Origin of the sequence: Clostridium caldaquaticum, assembly GCF_023806125.1 — a bacterium.
Taxonomy (GTDB): Bacteria; Bacillota; Clostridia; order Clostridiales; family Clostridiaceae; genus Clostridium_AT; species Clostridium_AT caldaquaticum.
Genome location: NZ_JAMSKT010000011.1, coordinates 1 through 19,549, shown reverse-complemented (window position 1 = coordinate 19,549; position 19,549 = coordinate 1). Strand labels below are relative to the sequence as shown.

Here is a 19,549-nt window from a genome sequence, read left to right as displayed (position 1 = left end):
CACCTTAAATTTTATATTATGTTCATAATAAAATACTTCATTTAACATAATATATTATGTTATAATTTTTTTAACAAACTACCATACATCTTAAGGAAGTGAGAAATTGAAAGAATTAGAAACTAGAATATTAGATATAGATGTAGACCAAATAAGAAATAAACTTCATTCCTTAGAAGCAGAAAAAGTTAAAATGGAAAATCAGATAAATAGAATTTATGATTTTGAAGATAGAAGGCTTCTAAATAAAAAAGGCTATGCACGAATTAGAACAATTGAAGATATGCTTAATAATAAAACAGTTCACTACATGACTATTAAAGAAATGATAAGTCAGGAAAAATATAAAATAATGAATGAGCATGAAACTATAATAGACAGCAGTGAAGAAGGTGAAAATATATTCAAAGCCCTAGGTCTTCAATTGGTACAATCTATAAAAAAATACAGAGAAAGCTATAAGTATAAAAATACTCTTGTAGAAATAGATATAAATGAAAAAAGCTTCTGCCCTTTCCCCTACATAGAAATAGAAACTTTTTATGAAGATGAATTAAAAGAAATAGTAGAACTTTTAGGCTATTCAATGGAGGACACTACCTCTAAAACTATATATGAAATTCTGTCTAATAGAGGAGTTAAAGGCTTATAATGTTTGGGTATGTAACTCCTTGTAAGATGGAACTAAAAATAAAGGACTTTGAAAAATTTAAAGCTTATTACTGTGGTCTTTGCAGAGAAATTAAGAAAAGCTTTGGAAATGTGCCAAGGCTTGCACTTAATTATGATATGGCTTTTTTAGCTGTTCTTTTAGACTCCCTAGAAGACAGCAGAAATAAACTAACCAAAGTTTTCTGCTGCTTTCATCCAACAGAAAAAAGATTAGTTTTTATTGAAAACTCAGCATTAAAATATGCTGCTTTTTGTAACGTAATACTTACATATTACAAACTTTTAGATAATATTAATGATGATAACTCAAAACTTAGCAAAATCTATTCTTCTATATTAAATATATATTTAAAAAAAGCTCCTGAGCATTATAGATTAAATTCTGCATTTATAGAGCAGTGTTTATCTAGACTATATAGTGCTGAAAAAAGTGCATCCGGTAAAACTCTCGATGAGTTAAGCCATCATTTTGCAGATTTAACCGGCTTAATACTTTCTTCTTATAATATAAAGCATGAAAATAGCAAAGCTTTATATTGGCTCGGTTATAATCTTGGAAAGTGGATATATATAATAGATGCCTATGATGATTTAAAAAAGGATATGGAAAAGAAAAAATTTAATGCTATAAATGCCGCATTTAATAGTGAAAACTTAACTTATAGTGATTTTGTAAATTCTTATAGTAGTAGAATTGATTTTATTCTTACAAGCTGTGCTCAAAGCTGCCTGGAATACCTTAATAATATATCAGTAAAGAAAAACTACGACTTACTTCATAATATACTGCAATTTGGTTTAATGGAGAAAATGGACAAAGTTTTTAAAAGAGATTTAGGAGGAATTGTAAATGAGAAATCCTTATGAAGTATTAGAAATTAAAGAAGGTGCCTCAAAAGAAGAAATAAAAAAAGCTTATAAAGAATTAGTTAAAAAATATCATCCTGACCAATACGGAAATAATCCTTTAAGAGACTTAGCAGAAGAAAAACTTAGAGAAATAAACGAAGCTTATGATACACTTATGAACAATTCCAATTATTCTTCTAGCAGTTATGGCAGCAGCTATAATAACAATAGTTCAAATTACGGAATATACAGCGAAATTCGAATGGATTTACAAAATGGCAATTTAAGAGCTGCTGAGGAAAAATTAAACAGAATTTCTGTAAGAGATGCAGAGTGGAACTATTTAGTGGGTATACTGTATTTAAGAAAAGGCTGGTATGACAATGCCTATAATTATATAGTAAATGCCTGCAATCTTGATCCTAATAATTTTGAATACAGACAGACACTAAATAATCTTCAAAACAGAAATACTGCCTACAGACAAACCTACTACGGAAGAAACGGAAGAGATAGTGATATGTGCGATATCTGTGCAACTTTATGGTGTGCAGATACCTGCTGTGAATGTATGGGTGGAGATTTAATAAACTGCTGCTAAAACAAGCTTAAATGTATAAGGAGGAAGCTATGAAAAAAACTTTAAATATTGCAAGAGGCGGTTTATTCACTGCTTTAGGTGTATTTTTAATATATTTAAGTTCTATAATTCCAACAAGCAAGCTGTATATTCTTGGAATAGCCTCTGCTATTATTCCTCTTTCTATCTTAACTACCAGCTTAAACACTAGTTTTGTAGTATATACAGCTACAAGCCTTTTAAGCCTGCTTATTATAGGCTTAAAAGGTACAGTTTTTGTATATATATTGCTTTTAGGCTTATACGGCTTTATAAAATACTATACAGAAAAACTCAGAAACATGCCTGTTGAAATAATTCTGAAGCTTTTATATTTTAATACAGCAGCAGGAATACTTTATTATCTTTATATAACTTTCTTTATTAGGGAACTTAAAATAAATATTTCTTTATACGCTGCTGCAATAATGCTTCAATTTATATTCATAATTTTTGATTATGCTCTTACCATTTTTATAGCCTATGTAAACAAACATTTTGTAAAAATATCTTGACATACTGTTTTTTAATGCTATAATATAATTGTTGTTAATGCCCAATCGCCAAATGGTAAGGCACCAGACTCTGACTCTGGCACTGTGTTGGTTCGAGTCCAGCTTGGGCAGCCAAAAAAGACTCTGTAAGTTTACAGAGTCTTTTTATATTTACTAAACTTAAATTCTACCTAAACTCTAAACCTGTATCCAACACCCCAAAGCGTCTCAATATATTGTGGCTCAGATGGATTTGTTTCAATTTTTTCTCTAATTTTTCTAATATGTACAGTAATTGTAGCATTATCTCCTATAGCATCTAATCCCCAAATTCTTTCAAAAAGCTCTTCTCTTCCAAATACTCTATTAGGGTTTTCTGCTAAATACAAGAGCAAATCATATTCCTTTTGTGCTAAAACTACTTCCCTGCCATTTACAAATACTTGTCTTGAAGCTTTTTTAATTTCAAGTCCTCTAATTATAATACTATCGTTTTCTACTTTTGCGTTAAATTTATTTTTTAATCTCTCATAATTTTGAATGTGAGATTTAACCCTTGCAACTAATTCTCCCGGACTAAAGGGCTTTGTTATATAATCATCTGCCCCTAAGCTTAACCCCTTTATCTTGTCGATCTCTTCCTTCTTTGCTGAAACAAGTAAAATAGGAATATCCTTATGCTCACTTACTATTCTTAAAATATCAAATCCATCTATTTTAGGAAGCATAACATCTAATATTATCAAATCATATTTATTTTCTTTTATTTCATTTAATCCATTTACTCCATCAGTACATATTTTAACTTGAAAGCCTGAAAGCTCTAAATAATCTTTTTCAAGCTCTGCAATACTTAAATCATCTTCAACTATCAATATATTCTTCATAATTCCCCCTGCTCTCGGTTATCTTAGTTAATGATATAATAATGCTTATCCCTTCGTTTTCGTGGCTGACAGCCCAAATTTTACCCTTATGTCCTTCCACAATCTGCTTAGCAATAGCAAGTCCTAATCCGCTTCCTTTTGCTCCGCTTCTTGCAGAATCTGCTCTATAAAATCTGTCGAATATTTTATTTACTTCACTTTCTTTAATTCCTTTCCCATTGTCTCTTATTTCAGCAATAATACTTGTACTTGTTTCCCTGAGCTTTATAACAATTTCTCCCTGTTCTTTATCCATATATTTACAGGAATTATCAATAATATTCATTATAACTCTTCTCATCCTATCTCTATCCAGCATAACAAACTTAGAGTGTTCAAGATTATTTTCAAGCTTTATTTTTATATTTGCTTTTAAAAGCTCAGGCTCAGTTTCTTCAATACAAAAACTAAAATATTCAATTATATTTGTCTTCTCAAAATTAAAGGGGAGCTGATTTAAATCCAGTTTTGAATATAAAAGCAGATCATCAATCATCAAATCAACCTGTTCAGCTTTTGAATAAATTGTTTTTAAATAGCTTTCCATTTTTTGTTTAGTATTTGCAACACCATCTAAAATTCCCTCCACATAGCCCTTTATAGAAGTTATAGGTGTCTTTAAATCATGAGATATACTTGAAACCAGCATCTTTCTGTTATCATCATACTTCATTTTCATATTTATAGAGTCTTTAAGCTGTATTCTCATAAGCTCAAAATCATGACAAAGCTCTTTTATTTCTTCGTCACCTTCTTCGATAACTTCACAATTTAAATTCCCGCTGCTTATTTCAGAAGCAGCCTTTTTAAGAGAATTTATAGGCTTTAATATTTTCATTGAAATCTCATAAGACATAACTATATTTATACATATAAAAGATACAATAAAAACTAAAATAGTTATTAATAAAAACCAATTGAACATATCTATTTTTTCAGTTGGTGCCATCAAAATTACTTTTGATTTAGCACCATCTTTTAGTGTAATATCTGCATACTCAATAACATAAGTTAAACCATTAATATCAACGCCTTTTTCAAGTGAGCTGTCTTTTATTCTTTCTATAATTTTTTCTACATCAATTTTGCTGAATTCCTGTGGAAAAACTGTAACAGTATATCCATCAGTTATTATATACTTTCCATTAATGCTTGAAAGACTAACAGACAGATATTTCTGAAAATTATCATCTAAAGCAACCTCATTTTGTTTTAATATGCTGCTTCTTACATTTAAGAGCTCAGCTCTTATGTTTGCAAGTTTTTTAAGATTATTATAGCGTATATCTTTATCTAAAAATGTCGAAGAGATAAAAAATAAAGAATAAGCAAAAATAAAAGTAATAACAAATGGAATTATAACCATAACAGTATTAGAAATAAGCAGCCGCTTTTTTATTTTCATCTAATCACCTTAAAAATCTTTTTTATCAAAGAAATAATAACCTGCTGTAAAAAATATTATACCATAACTCAAAATCATCATAAACCTTCTAATAATCTTAAGAATTGGTAAGGAATTCATAATCCAAAGTTTATACCAATCTAACATTGAAGTGAAAAATATGCCTGAATATTTAGATAAAACTACTTCAAGCACCTTAAAAGCTATAAAAACCAGCACTGCTGCAAAAAACACACCTGTTCCGCTTTTAATTAAATTAGCTAGTATTATAATAACTAAAGCTAGTATTACCATTGGCAATAATGTTACAGTATAAGAAACTATTATATTGAAAATTCCTCTTAAAGTAAAAGAATTTGAATTAAACATAAAACCTGTAAGTACTGAAAGAAGCATTATAAAATATAAATTAAATAATATGTAAATAATTATTGCTGTTAATTTTGCTGTGAAAAACTTAAGCCTGGTTATTGGTCTTGTAAGTGCAATTTTCATTATATTTTGCGAAAACTCTCCTGAAAAACTGTCAATTGTAATAAGTGCTGTAAATAAAGGTAAAATAGAATTAACAATAACAGAAAGCACAAGTATAGGAAAATCCATACTGGAAGCTCCACGAATTCCAAATCCACTTCTGACACCTAGTATCGTAACTTGTCCCATTATGATAAAAATAACAGATATAATTACTGCTACCAAGAGCTTTTTCTTTTTATATAATTTCTCAATTTCATTAATTAAAGCTGTTTTAAATCCTTCCATTTCTTTCTACCTCGCTGACAAAATAGTTTTCAAGTGAAGCATAATTTTTCAAAATGTTTTTAGTAGTATCCACATTTAACATTTTTCCATTATATAAAACCCCGATTTTATTGCATGTAAGCTCCACATCGTGAATTAGATGGCTTGATATGAAAAAAGTTGTCTCCTCTTTCTCAGCAAGATTTTTTATTATATTTCTCATATCAATCATTCCCTCAACATCAAGTCCATTTAAAGGCTCGTCTAATATAACTACTTTAGGTTTAGACAAAATTGCTGCTGCAATTCCAAGACGCTGCTTCATTCCAAGAGAAAACTTTCTTGGCTTTTCATTTTTATATTTAATCAAGGAAGTCATCTCTAACACTTCATCTATTCTTTTATCATCTATATTTTTATAATACCTTGAAAACTGCTTTAAATTTTCATAGGCTGTTAAAAAAGGATAAGACTCTGCTGTTTCAATAATGCAACCTACATCCTGCATAGCCTTTTCATAGTCTTCTAAAACACTATAACCATTAATTTTTACCTCACCACTGTCTGGTTTTATAAGTCCGGTCATAATTTTCATGGCAGTAGTTTTTCCTGCCCCATTAGGCCCTAAAAAACCAAAAATATCCCCTTTGTATATATCTAAATTTATATCTTTAATGCCTCTGCCGTTTTTATATAGCTTTGTTAAGTTTTTTATTTCAATAACCTTTTCCATTGCTGCCTCCTTATGCATTAATAGTTTCAGCAAGGGGCGGTTTTAACCTCCCCCTCACTATTAGCTCAAAATTAATTAAAAACTCTGTCAAATACACTATTATATACTTCATAACTTTGCATAAAGGTAAAGTTTATACAAGCTGAGTAAGGAACTAATCCAAAATAACCAGATGTGCTTTTATCTGAAGAGCCTACTTTATTAAATTCAGCACTATAAGGAAAATCTTTAAACTTAGCCTCAAACTTAAAGTCCTTTGCGCTTGCCGCATACTCTTCATAGCCTTTCAAATACTCTTCATGATATCTTCCTGATGCAGTATTTTTATCTATTTTTTCAATATCTACAATTCTTTCTCCAATCTTCTGAAACTTTCCATCTTTTTCTATTACTATATTATTTTTATAGGTACCAACATAAAGTTCAGGTTTTGTGTTTTTGTAAGACTCACCATAATCTGCACTTTTTTGGACTTTCTTACCTGAAATATCTGGTTTGTTAACCGTAGTCGAATTAACATTAGACAATTTACTTAAAAAATCAAAAGTTAAATCATGTTCCTTACCCTGATCATCTTTACCATGTAACACTCCAGTAGCAAGAACACTTTGAATTAAACCATTCTTATCTACAACCGCATTACCTTTAACTTCCTTAACAAACACATCTTGAGTAATTTGAGGTACAGCACTCTTGTTATTTGAATTATTTTCATACCATGAATATCGGCTCTTGAATTGATAAGAAACCACTGCATTAATTAAACTTGGAATTTGTGTTTCACTTAAAGAACCTGATATTATTTTACTGCCATCACTGTTTTCAGAAACTACAACAGAATCCTTAAGGCTTCCCACAAGAGCATCTGCTATCTTTTCTAAGTCTGCTGCTTCCTTTTCTTTAAATGGATTTTTAAGCCAAGTTTCTTCCTTGCTCATATCCTTTTCTATTACATGATAAACACCATCATTACTATTGTAGTTTATATATCCGCTTTTGTCTCTATAAAAAACACTCTCTGTTTTAGTACTTCCTTCTGTAGTGGTTGTTGTATTTATGCAGGAATTATTCTTTAAGTCATATTTATTAACGGAATTAGACGAAGAAACCTCCTTTCCATTATCCTTTAACACATAAGAAATGTCTACTGTATAGCTTGAAACCATGCTAGTACTTGTAATAACATCAGCTGAATACTTTATAGAATCCTTAAACTGATCATATCCGCTTTTTGAAACAGCTTCAGCAAAAGCAGTTGTAGCAAACAGCATAGTACCAACTGCAAAGCTTATAATCATAGCTGTGTTTTTTCTCATCTTCATATTAATTCACGTCTCCTTCTTTAATCTTCTTTAGGAAAGCTTTCCATATTTTAATTCTATAGTCAATATCTCTAATTTTCATAAATTAATTATTAATAAAATCTAAATTCTGCACATTAATATATACAAAAATAAAACTGCAGCATAGCTTTTACTTTTAATAATTATTGACAACAACCAAAACTTAGCATATAATATTAGCAAATATCAGGCTTTGAACAGGAGTAGTAGCATTAAATTCAAACTCAGAGAGCTGTTGGTTGGTGCAAAACAGTGTTTGGCACAATGTGAACTCGCCTGGGAGCATATCTGCAGAAAAGCAGGTACGGTTAATCCGTTATCTTTAATGAGTGAGATTTATGTTAAAAATATTATTTTTATACATAAGTCTAATTAGAGTGGTACCGCGAATTTACATCTTTCGTCTCTTTTTTGAGATGAAAGTTTTTTTATTTTAAAGCAACAAGGAGGAAAAATAATGGCTAACTATGGTACACATATTGATAAAAAGTGGCAGCAAAAATGGGAAGAAACAAACCTTTATAAGTTTGATGAGAACAATTTAGATAAGAAACTGTATGTTCTTGAAATGTTTTCCTACCCATCGGGAAGCAATCTTCATGCTGGACACTGGTTTAACTACGGCCCGGTAGATTCCTGGGCTAGAATGAAAAGAATGCAGGGTTATAACGTATTTCAGCCAATGGGCTTTGATGCTTTTGGTCTTCCTGCTGAAAACTATGCTATAAAGACAGGAATACATCCTAAAGACTCAACTCTTAAAAATATAGATACAATGGAAAAGCAGCTTAGAGCTATGGGAGCAATGTTCAACTGGGAAAACGAAGTTATTACCTGTCTTCCTGATTACTATAAATGGACACAATGGGTGTTTTTAAAGCTGTATGAAAAAGGCTTGGCTTACAGAAAAAAAGCTCCTGTAAACTGGTGTCCTAGCTGTAACACAGTTCTTGCAAACGAACAGGTAGTTGACGGTCACTGTGAACGCTGCGATACAGAAGTTACTAAAAAAGATCTGACTCAATGGTTCTTAAAAATAACAGATTACGCTGATGAACTTTTAGAAAAATTAGATACTTTGGATTGGCCTGAGAAGACAAAATCAATGCAAAGACACTGGATAGGCAGATCCACTGGTTCAGAAGTTACCTTCAAGGTTGATAATTCTGACTTAAGCTTTGATGTATTTACTACAAGAGTAGATACTCTATTTGGTGTTACTTATGTAGTACTTGCACCTGAAAATGAGCTTGTTGATAAACTTACAACAGAAGAATATAAAGCAGCTGTTGAAGAATACAAAGAAAATGCAAAAAAACAATCAGACATAGAAAGACAATCTTTAACTAGAGAAAAGACAGGAGTATTTACTGGTTCTTATGCTATAAATCCTATAAACGGTAAAAAAGTTCCTATATGGGTTGCTGATTATGTGCTTGCTACCTATGGAACAGGAGCAGTAATGGCAGTTCCTGCTCATGATGACAGAGACTTTGCTTTTGCCACTAAATATAATCTTCCAATTGAAAGAGTTATTGAAGGAGGAACTGAGCTTCCATATACTGAATACGGAAAGCTTATAAACAGTGAAGAATTCAACGGACTTACAACTGAAGAAGCTAAGGAGGCTATAACTTCTAAGCTTGAGAAAGCAGGACTTGGCTTAAAGAAAGTAAATTACAGACTTAGAGACTGGCTTGTATCAAGACAAAGATACTGGGGAGCACCAATTCCAATGATACACTGCGAACACTGCGGAGTTGTTCCTGTACCAGAAAACAACCTTCCTGTAGAGCTTCCATATAATGTTGAATTTGCTCCAGATGGTAAGTCTCCTCTTGCTAAATCAGAGGAATTTATGCATACAACCTGTCCAAAATGCGGTAACAAAGCTTTAAGAGACCCTGATACTCTTGATACTTTTGTTGATTCATCCTGGTACTTCTTAAGATATGCAGACAATAAAAATGATAAAGAAGCCTTTGATACAGATAAAATTAACAAAATACTCCCTGTGGATAAGTATGTAGGAGGACCTGAACATGCCTGCATGCATCTTCTATATGCCAGATTTGTTACTAAGGCACTTAGAGACATGGGATATTTAAACTTTGACGAACCATTTTTATCCTTGACACACCAAGGATTAATACTTGGTCCAGACGGACAAAAAATGAGTAAATCTAAAGGAAATACCATTACTCCTGATGACTATATCAAAGAATATGGTTCTGACGTATTTAGAATGTATCTGATGTTTGGTTTTGGATATACAGAAGGCGGAGCCTGGAGCGATGATGGAATTAAGTCTATTGCAAGATTTATAGATAGAGTTGAAAGAATTTTTGAAAACTCCAGAGCTGAAATCAATTCTTCAAGCAGTAAAAATACTATAGATAGAGCAGAAAAAGAACTAAACTACTGGAGACATTTTGCTATAAAAGGGGTAACTTCTGACGCTGAAATACTTCAGTTCAATACTGCAATAGCCAGAATGATGGAGCTTACTAATGCCTTATCAAAGTATTTAAATGAAGGAAATATAAATGCTACTTTCTTAAAGGAAGTTGTTATAGATTTCATTAAGTTACTTGCTCCATTTGCGCCGCACTTTGCAGAAGAGCAATGGGAGCTTTTAGGAATGAACTATTCAGTATTTAATGAAAAATGGCCTAAATTCGATGCTTCAGCTTTAATCAAAGATGAAGTAGAAATAGCAATTCAGGTTAATGGTAAAATAAAAGCTAGAATCAATGTTTCATCAGATTTAAATGAGGAAAGCATAAAAGAAGCTTCTCTTAATAATGATGATGTAAAGAAAGCTCTTGAAGGTAAAACTGTAGTGAAAGTTATAGTAATTAAAGGAAGACTTGTAAATATTGTTGTAAAATAAAGGTATGCTGTGATGCATACCTTTATTTGTATTTATCTAAAGTTTTTTCTGTAGCTTGAAGAAGATTGTTTAAATCATAAACTTCTCCTTCTTCTATAAGCTTATTAAGCTGCATTTGAAACCTTGTTGACTCATTCACCTTGCCTATGGAAGACAGAGTCAAAATGTTATTCATTATATTGGAAATCAAACTTGATTTCACTTCAAATAACTTTTGAGCATCTTTAATTTCATCTTTAATTTCAAGCATTAACTGGTCAAGCTTAAAGGCAGCATCTGCAGCATGCTTAAGTTTTTGCTTTATGTATTCTGGTATTTCGTGCTTATATTTATAGTTCAGAGAATGCTCAATAGTAGCCCAGAAATTCATTGCTAAAGTTCTTATCTGAAATTCTGCCAAAATATTTTTCTGCCCTTCTGCTAAGTTCACAGGATACTTTATAACTACATGATAGCTTCTGTACCCGCTTTCCTTATAATTTGTTACATAATCCTTCTCATATATAAGCTGCATATCTTTTCTGTTTCTTATTAACTCAACAACACGCTCAACATCATCAACAAATTGACACATAACTCTTATACCAGCAATGTCTTCCATCTCATATTCTATTCTATCTAAAGGCATATTAAACTTATTGGCTTTTTCTAAAATACTTGAAATTTCTTTAACTCTTCCAGTAACAAACTCTATAGGAGAGTATTCATTTTTTCTCCTATATTCAGTCCTTATACTTCTAAACTTTATTTTAAGTTCTTCTACAGCCTGCTCATAAGGTATTAAAAAAGTTTTCCATTCCTTAATTGCCATTGCATTCATCCTTTACCTTTACTTTTTATATCTATAATATTAACAATAAAACAAATATTGTCAACAATTAACTTGCGTTAATTTTATTAAACCAATGGAAAATTAAGTTGTATCTGTTATAATATATTATAAGCGAAAGTTTGAATTAAAGGTGATGCTATGAATGATAATATATTCTCAGGATTAGAAGGACTAGGATTTGATGATGTTCAAAATATAAAACTTTTTAACGAAAAAGAAAACGAAGTTAAGAAAATCTCTAAAGATAAAAAAGAAGACAATCCTAAAGAACTCCTTTACGATATAAAATTAACCTGCCCTGTATGTGGAAATATATTTTATGCACGTGCCGTAAAAAGTTCTGCTATTAGAAGGCAAAAAAGTGATAGTGATTTCTTTATTAGATATACCTCAATTAACCCCTATTTTTATGAAGTCTATCTTTGTAACGCCTGTGGGTATGCAGCTTTAAAACAGGATTTTGAAAAAATAAGGGATTTTCAAATTGAAATTATTCAACAAAAAATTTCTCCTAAATGGCAAGGCAGACGTTATCCTGAAGTTTATGATGCTGAAATTGCCATTGAAAGATTCAAATTAGCTTTGCTAAACAATGTACTCATAGGCTCAAAATCCAGCAAAAAAGCCTTAAATTGTCTTAGAATAGCTTGGATGTATAGATTACTTAATGATGATAAAAACGAACTATTATTTTTAAACCAAGCACTAGAAGGTTTCAATGATGCCTACATGAATGAAGATTTTCCTATTTGCGGTATGGATAAATTCACAACTACCTATTTAATTGGGGAACTTTACAGAAGAACAGGAAGTCAAAATGAAGCTCTTCTTTGGTTTAGTAAAGTTATAACTACCCCCAATGTACCTCAAAAATTAAAAAATATCGCTAGAGATCAAAGAGATTTAATAAAAGAAGAAACTGAAAACTTGGAAAGTCCAGAAATTTCCTCAGATAATTATAAAAAGCCCGGTTTTTTTTCTAAATTTTTTAAATAGTAATTTTTTCTTTAATATAATTAAATATTTTCATTAAATAACCGAAAATTAATATATAATGTTAAATCATAAACTTTAAGGGGGAAGCTTTTAAATGCTAAATTTTATTAAAAATAAATCTAAATCAGCAGCAAAAGCTGAAGAACAAAATATTAATTCTATGCAAGAAACAACAGAATTAAATAAACCAGCTGAAATGTATGAACAATTAAATAGCAAGGTTGTAAAAATACTGGATACTTCAAATAATATAATTAAATCAAATAATGATATAAACGAAGCAATAAATAAAATTACCTCTGAAAATATGAGACAAAATGATGAAATTGCAAGTGCACTAAATATATTAAAAAATTTCAGTACAGATATGGAAAATATGGCATATGGTATAACTAATGTTCAGATTAAGGTTTTAGATACTACTTCCATGGCTGATCAAGGATTAAGCACTATTGAAAGCTTAGATTCATCATTAAATGGACTTCAATCTGCTTTTCAGACCTCCTCTGCCACTGTAAATGACTTAGTATCAAAAATAGAATCTGTTAACATGATTACTGATTCTATAAGCCAGATTGCAAGCCAAACAAACTTGCTTGCCCTTAATGCAGCAATTGAGGCTGCCCGTGCTAGTGAGGCTGGAAGAGGTTTTTCTGTAGTAGCTGATGAAGTTAGAAAACTTGCTGAAAATTCAAAACTGGCAGTTTTAAATATAACAAAAATACTTGAAGAAATAAAAATAGATATAATGAATACTTCCTCTGCTATGGAAAAAGGTAGCACTGCATTAGCCTCTCAAAACGAAACTTTAAAGAGTACTAAAGATATTTTCTTAAATATAAAGAATTCCATAGATGAAGCTGCAGCAGAAATTGATAATAGTATTGTAACACTTGTAGCTACTTCCGATAAAAAGAATACTGTGATTTCAAAAATTCAAGAGTTATCCTCTGTGGCAGAAGCTACTTCTTCACTTTCACAAGAAATTGCAGCAACTATAGAATCACAGACTCCTTACTTTAAGCAATTTGAAAATAACATTCATGATTTAAAAAATACCATTGATAATCTTAATTCAAAATAAACTATAAAAAGGTAGCAGGCTGATTAAAGCCTGCTACCTTTTTATACTAAATAAATAAGTTTATATTTGATTCTTCTGCTTCTCCTAAATAATAGCCAACTCCGCCTATCTTTACACCATCAATAAGCTCTTCTTTTTTAAGTCCCATAACATCCATAGACATTTGACAAGCTACTATTTCTATTCCGTTATCTATGGCAGCTTGAATAAGTTCTTCCAGGGAGGAAACATTTTTATCCTTCATAACCTTTCTTATCATCATTCCACCCATACCCATCATGTTCATTTTTGAAAGCTTAAGTTTCTTGCTTCCTCTTGGCATCATAAGACCAAACATCTTATCCATAAAACCTTTTTCTACACTAACCTTTTCATGTTTTCTCAAAATATTTAATCCCCAGAATGTAAAGAACATTGTTACCTTTTTGCCCATAGAAGCAGCACCATTAGCAATTATAAAGGAAGCTATAGCCTTATCTAAATCTCCGCTGAAAACTACAATAGTTTTATTATCTTTAACTGCTGTTTCTATTGCTTGATTATTAATATTTATTGCTTTTAAAGAGTTTTTTTTAATAAAAGCGGTTATTGTTCCACCCTTTTTCTCTATATCTAATAATTCATTATTTGTCCTTTTGCACCAAGCCTTTATATCTTCATAAAACCCTGGATCAGAAGCAGTTACTTTTAGTATTTCGCCTTCTTTTAAATCATCAACACACATTTTAACCTGCATTAAAGGTCCTGGGCAGCAAAGTCCACAGGCATCTAAACTTCTATCAAAAGCACCTTTTTGCCACTCATCTTTTTTTACAGTTTGTGTTTCAGTATCAATAACCAAGTTTCCACCTTTATCTCCATTATTTTTTTTATCTATTTTTACAGGCTTAAAGTTAAGAGCAGAATAAGATTTGTACCCTCCAGTTAAATTTTTCACTTTAAAACCATTTTGAGTTAATATTCTATCTGCAATATAACCTCTTAAACCAACTTGACAGTATTCAAGAATTTCCTTATTCTTATCAAGCTCACCTAATCTGTTTCTTAATTCATCTACCGGAATATTAACTGCTCCATCAATATGACCATTATTATATTCCATTTCAGTTCTTACGTCTAAAAGTATAGTATTATTCTTATTTAAGTTTTCCAATTCATCAAAGTTAGCTGGATGCATTTTTCCTTCAAGAACGTTTTGTGCAACATATCCTGCCATATTTACTGGATCCTTAGCAGATGAAAATGGTGGTGCATAACAAAGTTCTAATTCAGTTAAATCATAAACTGTTCCACCTAATCTGATAACTGTAGCAATAACATCTATTCTCTTTTCAACTCCATCATAGCCAATTGCCTGTGCTCCAAGGATTTTACCTTCATCATTAAATATAAGCTTAATAGTCATCTGTGTAGCACCAGGATAATAGGACGCATGAGAATTTGGATGAACAAAAATAACTTTATATGGTATATTTAATCTCTTTAAATTTCTTTCATTATTTCCTGTACTTGCAGCTGTTAAATCAAACACCTTGATTACAGCTGTACCTTGTGTTCCTTTATAAGTAGAATTTAACCCTGCAATGTTATCTGCAGCAATTCTTCCTTGCTTGTTAGCAGGTCCAGCAAGGGGAATAGCAGTTTTCTGTTTAGTTATAAAGTCAACAACTTCAACTGCATCTCCTACAGCATATACATCCTTAGCACTTGTTTGCATTTTTTCATTAACAATTACATGACCTTTTGGTCCAACTTTTATTCCTGCCTCCTTTATAAAAGCTGTATCAGGAACTACACCTATAGAAAGTATAACCATATCAGTTAAAATCTTTCTGCCGCTGTTTAAAGTAACTTCTACTTTTCCTGAGTCATCCCTGAAAGACTTAACTCCATCGCCTAAAATTAATTCTGTTCCATGGTCAACAAGTTCCTTTTCAGCCAAAACTGCCATATCTGAATCGAATGGAGTTAATATATGTGGAGCAGCTTCAACAAGAGTAACTTCAAGTCCTCTTTCTATCAAGTTCTCAGCCATCTCAACACCGACATAACCCCCTCCTATAACTACAGCAGATTTTGTATCATTTCTATCAACATATTCTTTTATTTTATCAGTATCGGGGATGTTTCTTAATGTGAAAATTTTCTCATTATTTATTCCTTCTATATTTGGTCTAAGAGCCTTAGCACCAGGTGAAAGAATTAAATAATCATAAGATTCTTCATAAGTTCCCTTTTCCTTGCTGTTAACCTGTACAGTTTTTTTATCTGTATCAATTTTAACTACTTCACTATTAACTCTTACATCAATATTAAACCTAGATTTCATAGCTTCTGGAGTTTGTACTAAAAGCTTACTTCTATCTTTGATTGTCTCTCCAATGTAATATGGCAAACCGCAGTTTGCAAAAGAAATATACTCATCTCTCTCAAACATAATTATTTCTACATTTTCATCTAGTCTTCTAAGCCTTGCTGCAGCAGAAGCTCCACCTGCAACACCACCAACTATAACAACTTTTTTTGCCATTTTAATAACCTCCTCTATTCTTCACCTAATAAAACTTTAATTAAACTTTCTACTCTGTCATCACAAACTTTGTAGTTTATCTCCAGACCATTTCTTTCTCCCTCAATTATCCCTGCTGCACGAAGCTTTTGAAGATGCTGTGAAACAGTTGATTGAGGCATATCCAGACATTCCTGCATATAGGTAACATTACAATTTCCTTTTTTTAAAAGCCCTCTTACTATACAAAGCCTTACTGGATGTGCCAGTACTTTTAAAAGTTCTGAGACTTCGTTATACTTTTTGTAGTTGCTCTCCATGACTCCCTCCTGTATTCCTAATACTGCACAAAATAATTATCAATTATTTTGCCTCCTACATAAAATTATCTATATACTATTCTCTCCTTATATTTTACTTATTTGTACTTTTATATAATCACTATATCTATATATTACGATATTGTGATTATTTTGTCAAGAGGACCTAAGTCCAACTTTATAAAATTTTAACAGGATTAAAATTAATATAATCTGCTGAAGTTAAAATATATTCCACGCCATCTATTTTTCCTGTAAAAACTTTATTTAAAGAAGGTCCGTGCAAATGTCCATAAATTACTTTCTCTACATTATAATCCTTTAAAATTCTTATAAATTCTGTTTCTATAAATTTCTCATTAGTTGGAGGATAATGCAGCATAACTATAAATTTATTATAACCGGCTTTAACTGCACTATCTAAGGAAAGCTTCAATCTTATTTGCTCTCTTTCATATATTTTTTTATCATGACTGATAAAATTTTCACCACCAGGACATATCCATCCTCTAGTACCGCATATAGCATAATTCTCGTAGCTGTAATAATTATTTTGAATGAAATTCATATCTTCATAAAGCTTATTAAGCTTTGTTATGCTCTGCCACCAGTAATCATGGTTTCCTTTTATTAAAATCTTCCTTCCTGGGAGGTTGTGAATCCACTCTAATTCTTTCAGACCTTCTTCCATCTTCATAGACCAGGAGATATCTCCTGCTATTAAAACAGTATCATCTTCTCTAATTTTACTAACCCAATTATTTTTTATTTTCTCATCATGTTTATACCAATGCTCTCCAAATACATCCATTGGCTTTTCCATGCTCAAAGCTAAATGTAAGTCTGATATTGCATAAAGACTCATAATAACTTCTCCCTTTATTTTTTATTTTTATCTGCATCCATAACGTAAACTATTATTTTAGCTACAGCCTCATATAACTCTGAAGGAATATATTCTCCTACATCAACATTAGATAAAAGTTCCGCAAGCTCTTTATTATACACAACAGGCACATCATTTTCTTCTGCTTTTTCTATGATTTTATCAGCTATATACCCCATACCTGCTGCAGTAACAATAGGTGCCTCATATCCTTTATCATATTTAAGTGCAGCCGCTTTTTTAATATTTTTCATAAAGCCTCCATAAATATTGTTACACTCTAATATTAATATTATTTAAAGTACTATCTTCAAAAAAATTACTACAATTTACCAAATTAGCTTCTGTTACTCTTTTATCTATATTTAAAAACACATTATATTTTAGCATAGAAAGTTCATTTAACAATTTATATTTTCCTAAATTAAATATTTTAATCCATTCTTCATCACATTTAATATCTACGTTCATATTCTGCTCTCTAACTTTTATATAGGCATCTACAACCCCAATATTGACTGTTTTAACACTTAAAACCAAACTTACATTTTTAGAATCAATCTTCTTTCCTGATTTTCTGTTATCTTTTATTAAAAGCTTGCATTCATATTCATCTTTATTAATATTTACAGGTATATCTAAATAGTAATAATTATTATTTACAGAATTAAATACCTTAAAATCATTACAAAATTCTTTAAGACTTTGAATAACCTTATCATATGTTTCCAGTGTTAAATCTCCTTCTATTTCCATAAGATTTTTTATAATATTTTTCATTTCCTCTGTTTTATTTTTCAGCTGCTCCTTTATAACAACTTCTACATCATTATTATCTAGCATTTGTTCTATACTTTTTTCTAAGCTGATGTCTTTAGATGCTATTTTAAGTTCCCTGTAAATTGTTGCATCTTCTTTGAATACCTTAACAAAACTTTTAATATTTTCTTCAGTTAAATCTATATTATTTTCAAGCATTGTAAGTATATCATCTGTAGAAATACTCTTTAATGCATTAAAAAATCCTTTTAGTACTTCTTCAATTTTCTTACCCTTAGTACTATCTATATCTATCCCTTTGCTATTAACATATTTACCTATAAAAATTTCTTCTTCATTTATATCTACCGTTATCCTATGTTTAAAATCAAGTATAGTTTTTACTCTGGATATATTTTCTTTTGTTAGAGGCATATTATGTTTAACCATCTTTTTCAATATATCAATATCATCTTTGCTGACTTCTATATTGTTTTCTAAAATTAGGTCTTCTATGGAACTGTCCTTAGACTTTACATCCTCTTTTGTATCATTTACTATTCTAAGCTGAATCTTCCCATCTTTAAACCCTTCTACTTGAAATTTGATTAAGCCTTCAGGTATAAAATCCATTGATTTTAGAAGACTGGCAGGAAATTGCCATCCATCTGAAAGCCTCAGTACAATATCCTTATTAAATTCGCTTGCAGAAATTATTTTTGCCTGAAAAATCTGCCCAATTTCAAAAGAAAGCTTACTTGAAACTCTCTTAGGATTTATATTGTAAGATCCTATAATACTGCCTATACCTGCCATACTTATATCACCCTGATTAAACTTTTATTATTTAATTATCGTATAATTAAGATTTAAACTTAATATAAGAATAAGCGAAGAAATTTATTATAAAAAATGCACTGTAATTTGCTTATTGGTGTTAGTATATAGTGTAGACACAAAAAGTAGAATGCCTTAAAATATAATAAGAGAATAAAGTGTATACAATTGCAAAAGGGTAAAAGTATTATACAGAAGAATTGGTAAGAAAAAATACTTAAGATTTATAAAAATAGAAAAAGTCATTATGTTGCTCCCAAAATACATTAAGTACTACGAGAAGAAAGAAGACACGCTATACGTCTTAAGAGAATCCAAAGGATTATGAAAAAACTAAATATAAAATCTATATTTATCAAAAAATTCAAACCTCTCTCTTCAAAAAGTAGACTAGAGAAAAGAGGAAATGTTTTCAAAAAAGATTTTTCAACAACTAAAATAAATGAAAAATGGGTTACTGATATAACTTATATCTACACAATTAAAGATGGTTGGTGCTATCTTGCTTCAGTTTTGCATCTTCATACAAAGAAGATTATTGGCTATGCTTTTTCAAAGACTATGGATACAGAACTAGCTATAAAGGCTGTAGAAAATGCCTACATAACTCAAAAACCAAAGAATACTGTTATACTCCATAGTGATTTAGGC

The 19,549-nt window shown here is 30.6% G+C and carries 19 protein-coding genes, 1 tRNA gene and 1 other annotated feature; of the genes, 9 read left to right on the top strand and 11 right to left on the bottom strand.

The features are described 5' to 3' along the window. Window positions 1-106: 106 nt before the first annotated feature. The 5 genes from M2651_RS08620 (at window position 107) to M2651_RS08600 (ending at window position 2,769) form a co-directional block, all read left to right on the top strand. Complete coding sequence (locus M2651_RS08620) at window positions 107-652, top strand: class IV adenylate cyclase (RefSeq protein WP_252131945.1); 546 nt, start codon at window positions 107-109, stop codon at window positions 650-652. Continuing rightward, window positions 652-1,539, top strand: coding sequence for a DUF5685 family protein (locus M2651_RS08615; RefSeq protein ID WP_252131944.1), 888 nt, complete (start codon window positions 652-654; stop codon window positions 1,537-1,539). The genes M2651_RS08620 and M2651_RS08615 overlap by 1 nt, the downstream gene beginning before the upstream one ends. Beyond that, window positions 1,523-2,122, top strand: coding sequence for a J domain-containing protein (locus M2651_RS08610; protein ID WP_252131943.1), 600 nt, complete (start codon window positions 1,523-1,525; stop codon window positions 2,120-2,122). The genes M2651_RS08615 and M2651_RS08610 overlap by 17 nt, the downstream gene beginning before the upstream one ends. A gap of 29 nt (window positions 2,123-2,151) precedes the next feature. Continuing rightward, entirely contained in the window at window positions 2,152-2,655 is a 504-nt protein-coding gene (locus M2651_RS08605; RefSeq protein WP_252131942.1) for a hypothetical protein, read from the top strand. Between the two features lie 38 nt (window positions 2,656-2,693). Then, window positions 2,694-2,769, top strand: a tRNA-Gln gene (locus M2651_RS08600). 56 nt (window positions 2,770-2,825) lie between these two features. On the opposite strand, the gene M2651_RS08595 is transcribed toward M2651_RS08600, so the two are convergent. The 5 genes from M2651_RS08595 to M2651_RS08575 form a co-directional block, all read right to left on the bottom strand. After that, window positions 2,826-3,521: a response regulator transcription factor gene (locus M2651_RS08595; protein ID WP_252131941.1), complete on the bottom strand. Its 696-nt coding sequence runs from the start codon at window positions 3,519-3,521 to the stop codon at window positions 2,826-2,828. Then, a complete protein-coding gene (locus tag M2651_RS08590; RefSeq protein WP_252131940.1) occupies window positions 3,499-4,965 on the bottom strand; it encodes a sensor histidine kinase in 1,467 nt (488 codons plus the stop codon). The genes M2651_RS08595 and M2651_RS08590 overlap by 23 nt, the downstream gene beginning before the upstream one ends. A gap of 9 nt (window positions 4,966-4,974) precedes the next feature. Continuing rightward, window positions 4,975-5,727, bottom strand: a complete 753-nt coding sequence (locus M2651_RS08585) for a DUF2705 family protein (RefSeq protein ID WP_252131939.1) — start codon at window positions 5,725-5,727, stop codon at window positions 4,975-4,977. After that, window positions 5,714-6,439 carry an ABC transporter ATP-binding protein gene (locus M2651_RS08580; protein WP_252131938.1) on the bottom strand — a complete coding sequence of 242 codons (726 nt, stop codon included), beginning with the start codon at window positions 6,437-6,439 and terminating at the stop codon, window positions 5,714-5,716. The genes M2651_RS08585 and M2651_RS08580 overlap by 14 nt, the downstream gene beginning before the upstream one ends. Before the next feature lie 71 nt (window positions 6,440-6,510). Then, entirely contained in the window at window positions 6,511-7,761 is a 1,251-nt protein-coding gene (locus tag M2651_RS08575; protein ID WP_252131937.1) for a hypothetical protein, read from the bottom strand. 205 nt (window positions 7,762-7,966) lie between these two features. Beyond that, window positions 7,967-8,193, top strand: a binding site (T-box leader). Window positions 8,194-8,239: 46 nt separating this feature from the next. Here M2651_RS08575 and leuS point away from each other — a divergent pair. Further along, window positions 8,240-10,675: a leucine--tRNA ligase gene (gene leuS, locus M2651_RS08570; protein ID WP_252131936.1), complete on the top strand. Its 2,436-nt coding sequence runs from the start codon at window positions 8,240-8,242 to the stop codon at window positions 10,673-10,675. A gap of 22 nt (window positions 10,676-10,697) precedes the next feature. Here leuS and yjbM read toward each other — a convergent pair whose 3' ends face one another. After that, window positions 10,698-11,486, bottom strand: a complete 789-nt coding sequence (yjbM, locus tag M2651_RS08565; protein WP_252131935.1) for a GTP diphosphokinase — start codon at window positions 11,484-11,486, stop codon at window positions 10,698-10,700. 159 nt (window positions 11,487-11,645) lie between these two features. On the opposite strand from yjbM, the gene M2651_RS08560 reads away from it, so the two are divergent. Continuing rightward, on the top strand, window positions 11,646-12,503 hold the full coding sequence (locus tag M2651_RS08560) for a DUF2225 domain-containing protein (protein ID WP_252131934.1): 858 nt from the start codon (window positions 11,646-11,648) through the stop codon (window positions 12,501-12,503). A gap of 94 nt (window positions 12,504-12,597) precedes the next feature. Then, window positions 12,598-13,587 (top strand): methyl-accepting chemotaxis protein, encoded by a 990-nt coding sequence (locus tag M2651_RS08555; protein ID WP_252131933.1) that lies wholly within the window; start codon window positions 12,598-12,600, stop codon window positions 13,585-13,587. A gap of 46 nt (window positions 13,588-13,633) precedes the next feature. On the opposite strand, the gene M2651_RS08550 is transcribed toward M2651_RS08555, so the two are convergent. The 5 genes from M2651_RS08550 to M2651_RS08530 form a co-directional block, all read right to left on the bottom strand. Next, a complete protein-coding gene (locus M2651_RS08550; protein WP_252131932.1) occupies window positions 13,634-16,117 on the bottom strand; it encodes a CoA-disulfide reductase in 2,484 nt (827 codons plus the stop codon). A gap of 14 nt (window positions 16,118-16,131) precedes the next feature. After that, a complete protein-coding gene (locus M2651_RS08545) occupies window positions 16,132-16,416 on the bottom strand; it encodes an ArsR/SmtB family transcription factor (RefSeq protein ID WP_252131931.1) in 285 nt (94 codons plus the stop codon). A 178-nt stretch (window positions 16,417-16,594) separates the two neighbouring features. Then, window positions 16,595-17,281, bottom strand: a complete 687-nt coding sequence (locus M2651_RS08540; RefSeq protein ID WP_252131930.1) for a metallophosphoesterase — start codon at window positions 17,279-17,281, stop codon at window positions 16,595-16,597. A 14-nt stretch (window positions 17,282-17,295) separates the two neighbouring features. Further along, window positions 17,296-17,556: an EscU/YscU/HrcU family type III secretion system export apparatus switch protein gene (locus tag M2651_RS08535; RefSeq protein ID WP_252131929.1), complete on the bottom strand. Its 261-nt coding sequence runs from the start codon at window positions 17,554-17,556 to the stop codon at window positions 17,296-17,298. A gap of 19 nt (window positions 17,557-17,575) precedes the next feature. Continuing rightward, window positions 17,576-18,877: a hypothetical protein gene (locus M2651_RS08530; RefSeq protein WP_252131928.1), complete on the bottom strand. Its 1,302-nt coding sequence runs from the start codon at window positions 18,875-18,877 to the stop codon at window positions 17,576-17,578. Between the two features lie 345 nt (window positions 18,878-19,222). Between M2651_RS08530 and M2651_RS08525 the strand changes: the two genes are divergently transcribed. Then, on the top strand, window positions 19,223-19,549 hold a 327-nt coding region (locus M2651_RS08525), incomplete at its 3' end, for a DDE-type integrase/transposase/recombinase (protein ID WP_252131927.1).